Raw genomic sequence first — 3,634 nt, 5'->3', positions numbered from 1 at the left:
GACCACTCAGCCATCTCTCCGTACGGCGCTTATCATAGGTATTGGCATGAATGTTGTAAAGTATAAATTGCTACTTATGGTTTGATTGGTCAACTAATCATCGATTGTCGAAATCGGTTATGGTGATGAAGCTCACTCAATAATAATGCATAGCGTTGTGTATTGAGTGAGTTTTATAGGGTCTAATAAAATATTGTTTTATTTTTAATGGTTTGATTTTTATGCATTTTAATCCCATGAGAATACAGATGTACGCCCAAAAGTAATTGCACATAAGTGTGAAGTGGTTCAAAATAAAGGAGTTAATGTGCATCTTAGTGAATCTTTGAGGTTTTTATGAAAGTCGCGAATCTTTTTAAGCATCGTGGTGAGTCTATTTCTAAGCACCATGCAGAAATTTTGCAGTGGATGTCCCCTACAGTGCGTATGTACTGGGAGGAACTGCTGAATAAGACAAATAACAGCCAAATTTTGTCATGGATGAAAGACTTCCAACAACCTGCAATTAATGAAGATGCGCCAATTGCTGAACCTGTTGTATTTACTCCAGAAGCGAAACGAGTCTACGAGAGCCTACAGCAAAAGGTGGGTGAAGTGATTCACATTGGCGATTGGTTGTTTGTTGATCAAGAAAGGATCAACCAATTTGGACAGATTACCGAGGACATGCAATGGATTCATACCGATCCTCAACGTGCCCAGGAAGAGTCGCCATTCAAAACGACAATCGCACACGGATTTTTGACCTTAGCATTATTGCCGAAGCTAACCGATAGCGTCGATGAAAAGAACACGCTTTTCCCAACCGCTAAACTGGTTGTTAATTTGGGCCTCAATCAAGTTCGTTTTCCATACCCAGTGAAGTCGGGTAATAATGTTCGCGCAATCAGCCGACTGGCTAAAGTCACGCCGATCAAAAAAGGGTTAGAGATTGAGCGAGAGATCAAAGTAGAGATAGAAGGCATTCGCAGACCAGGTTGTGTGGTGATCTCTGTGATTCAGGTGCATTTTTAATCTAACGATACCCAATTAGAAAAGGAGAGCTTAAAGCTCTCCTTTTTGCTATTCATACTTCGATTTTCTATTGATACTTCTATTTGCTGTCGATGCGTTAACGTGCTAAAGGTACTTTAAATTCAATCACTTTACTGGTGTGTAACCGTATTCTTTAATCAAGCTTTTGGCCGCTTCGGTTTTAATGTAATTAAGAAAACCTCGACCTTGATCGCTAACGGTTTCTTGGTGATAGACCACAAGAAATGGTCGTGACAAAGCATACTTCCCTAAAGCAATGTTGTTACTGGTTGGTCGTGATCCCTCAAATTGGAGTGCTTTGACCGATTTATCCACCGAGCCTACTGAAATAAAACCGATCGCTTGCTTGTTGTGATTAACGATGGTTTTGACCATGCTGTTACTATTGACCACAAGATTGCTACTGCTGATATCAGACACTAAACGTTTATTCACTATTTTAGTTAGCCCCAGTAGGCTTTCGAAACTGTATCGAGTTCCAGAAGACGCCTCACGGGTAACCACAGCAATCTCTTGGTCAGTACCACCAAGTGATTTCCAGTTGGTTACATTACCTTTGTAGATATCGTAAAGTTGCTCACGAGTGATATTTTCAATGCTATTTGCGTTATTGACAACGACCGCTAATCCATCAAATGCAATTGGCAGTACGGTTAAATCTTCATTTTGCTCGCCTTCAGTCAAATAGCGAGAGCTCATCCCAATCTCAATCGCTCCTTTGTCGAGTAATGTTAGCCCCGCCGTCGACCCTACGCCTTGCACAGCAATAAATGAATCAGGGTTGGTTCGGTTAAACTCTTCAGCCAGCACATCCATGATCCTAGCGACCGAGGTAGAACCCGAAATGTTGACCTCATTGGCATGCGTAATGTTGGGTAGAAAGGTGATAGAAAGAAGCGCGGCTAAAGCAATTCGAAACATGGTAGTAGACTCCGTGGCAATATTGAAATTTTACGTATCTTATGTGTCATTGATGACAGTTTTGTGAAAGCCAGCCAAGATGAAAATTTAACTTATGGCTACCATGGCTGTAGACTAAAATAAAAGGAACAGCATAGGGAGGCTGAATGAGCTTAATTAATTTATTACAAAAACAAGTTGAAGTTCGTGCTCAGGCTGTTTGTCAAAATAGAAATCGAAGCTTGCCTGTTGAACTGGGGAAATCAGGGTATGAGCCTATGATGAATGGTGTCCAGTTCATTAAGCAGCACTATTTGTTGGATTCAAGCCATTGTGATTACACGAGTTGTGTCGCTAGAATTTTGTGGAATGGTGACCTGGCACAATGGGAACTCACGATCCCCAGTGAGGAAGGAGAGCAATGGATCCCTTACCCTTATTTGTTTAAAAGCTCAGACTTGACGGCACTTATTCGAGAAGTAGAAAAAGACCCTAAATCGTATATTTGGGAATAAAAAAGGCGCTCACAGGAGCACCTTGTTTTGATGAACAAGAGGTAGTCGGTCACCTCTTTGATTATTCTTCGGTTTTCTCCGCAGAGGCAACGACTTCAGCGGGAAAATCTTGGGTTGGTTTCGCAACAATGTTTCGATTTTCCAAATTCACTTCAGCCAACACTAACTCAAAGGTATCCCCGAGTCGGTACTCGATATTTTTATCGATCGATAGCGTTCCGTTTTCAGAATTAGAGTCAATACGTTCTTTGTCGCTCACAATCAGCGAGCCGGGAATGAAAGCGGCAGCGCCATTCTCTAGTAGGCGAACGCGCATACCTGCACGGTTAATATCAAAAATTTCACCGGTATAAACCGTTTTCTTCGCGGGCTCGTCAATCAATGTTCTCGCATATAGCCAGTCTGCGACATTGCGTTCAGCCATCTTATGATGTTTACGGTGCAGCGCCATTTCTTCACCAACGGTGTCATCGGGAGTCTGTACTGGTGTTTTACCTAGAATGTGTGCTTTCAACATGCGGTGGTGAATCATATCGCCATACTTACGAATAGGAGATGTCCAAGTTGCGTAGATGTCGAGGCCCATTGCGTAATGAGGAAGAGGCTGATTCCCCATTTCACTGTATGCTTGAGACTTACGGATACGATTATCCAAATAGCTAGTGTCTTGATCAGCCAACCAGCGACGCAGTGCGGCAAACCCTTCTAGCGTTTCTACGCTTTCTGCATTAAAAGGCAAATCACCCTCTGGATTGACCAACTTAATCACATCGGCAATTTTTTCTGGTTTAAACCCTGCGTGGGTATTAAATACACCCGTGTTGAAGCTGTTTTTCAGCGTAATGCCTGCACAAATATTGGCGGTAATCATCGCCTCTTCCACCAGTCGGTTAGCACTACGACGCAAGTCGGCGTGAATCGCGACGACATCATTGTCTTCGCTCAACTCAAAGCGGTAGTCAGGTCGGTCAGGGAAGACGACAGCATGAGTTGCTCGCCAAGTTGCGCGTGATTGAGAAAACTCAAATAAATCACGAACCACAGACGCTATTTCATCAGAGGGCGTCCAAGCGTCACTGCTGCCAGTATCAAGCCAGTCAGATACGTGGTCGTAGACCAAACGCGCATGGGATTTAATATTCGCGGCAAAGAACACAATGTCGTCGCCAATGACGCCATCTTTG

The 3,634-nt window shown here is 43.1% G+C and carries 4 protein-coding genes; 2 read left to right on the top strand and 2 right to left on the bottom strand.

Annotated elements, in window-relative coordinates; all coding sequences use genetic code 11:
* The first annotated feature begins 336 nt into the window (after positions 1 to 336).
* Entirely contained in the window at positions 337 to 1,014 is a 678-nt protein-coding gene (locus ACP45E_RS22580; protein ID WP_017036255.1) for a MaoC family dehydratase, read from the top strand.
* Positions 1,015 to 1,140: 126 nt separating this feature from the next.
* Here ACP45E_RS22580 and ACP45E_RS22575 read toward each other — a convergent pair whose 3' ends face one another.
* On the bottom strand, positions 1,141 to 1,956 hold the full coding sequence (locus ACP45E_RS22575) for a phosphate ABC transporter substrate-binding protein (RefSeq protein ID WP_017037000.1): 816 nt from the start codon (positions 1,954 to 1,956) through the stop codon (positions 1,141 to 1,143).
* 146 nt (positions 1,957 to 2,102) lie between these two features.
* Between ACP45E_RS22575 and ACP45E_RS22570 the strand changes: the two genes are divergently transcribed.
* Positions 2,103 to 2,450: a DUF3024 domain-containing protein gene (locus ACP45E_RS22570; protein WP_017036253.1), complete on the top strand. Its 348-nt coding sequence runs from the start codon at positions 2,103 to 2,105 to the stop codon at positions 2,448 to 2,450.
* A 61-nt stretch (positions 2,451 to 2,511) separates the two neighbouring features.
* Here ACP45E_RS22570 and ACP45E_RS22565 read toward each other — a convergent pair.
* Positions 2,512 to 3,634, bottom strand: a 1,123-nt coding sequence (locus tag ACP45E_RS22565; RefSeq protein WP_141707503.1) for an RNB domain-containing ribonuclease, incomplete at its 5' end; no start/stop codon positions are given.

Origin of the sequence: Vibrio genomosp. F10 str. 9ZD137, from assembly GCF_049974785.1 — a bacterium.
Taxonomy (GTDB): domain Bacteria; phylum Pseudomonadota; class Gammaproteobacteria; order Enterobacterales; family Vibrionaceae; genus Vibrio.
The sequence above is the reverse complement of the archived record's forward strand: the minus strand, read 5'-3'. Positions and strand labels throughout refer to the sequence as shown.

What these genes read in the sequence shown, in the direction of transcription:
- ACP45E_RS22580 (WP_017036255.1), top strand. Translation starts at nt 337, where the DNA reads ATGAAAGTCGCGAATCTTTTTAAGCATCGTGGTGAGTCTATTTCTAAG.
- ACP45E_RS22575 (WP_017037000.1), bottom strand. Translation starts at nt 1,956, where the DNA reads ATGTTTCGAATTGCTTTAGCCGCGCTTCTTTCTATCACCTTTCTACCC.
- ACP45E_RS22570 (WP_017036253.1), top strand. Translation starts at nt 2,103, where the DNA reads ATGAGCTTAATTAATTTATTACAAAAACAAGTTGAAGTTCGTGCTCAG.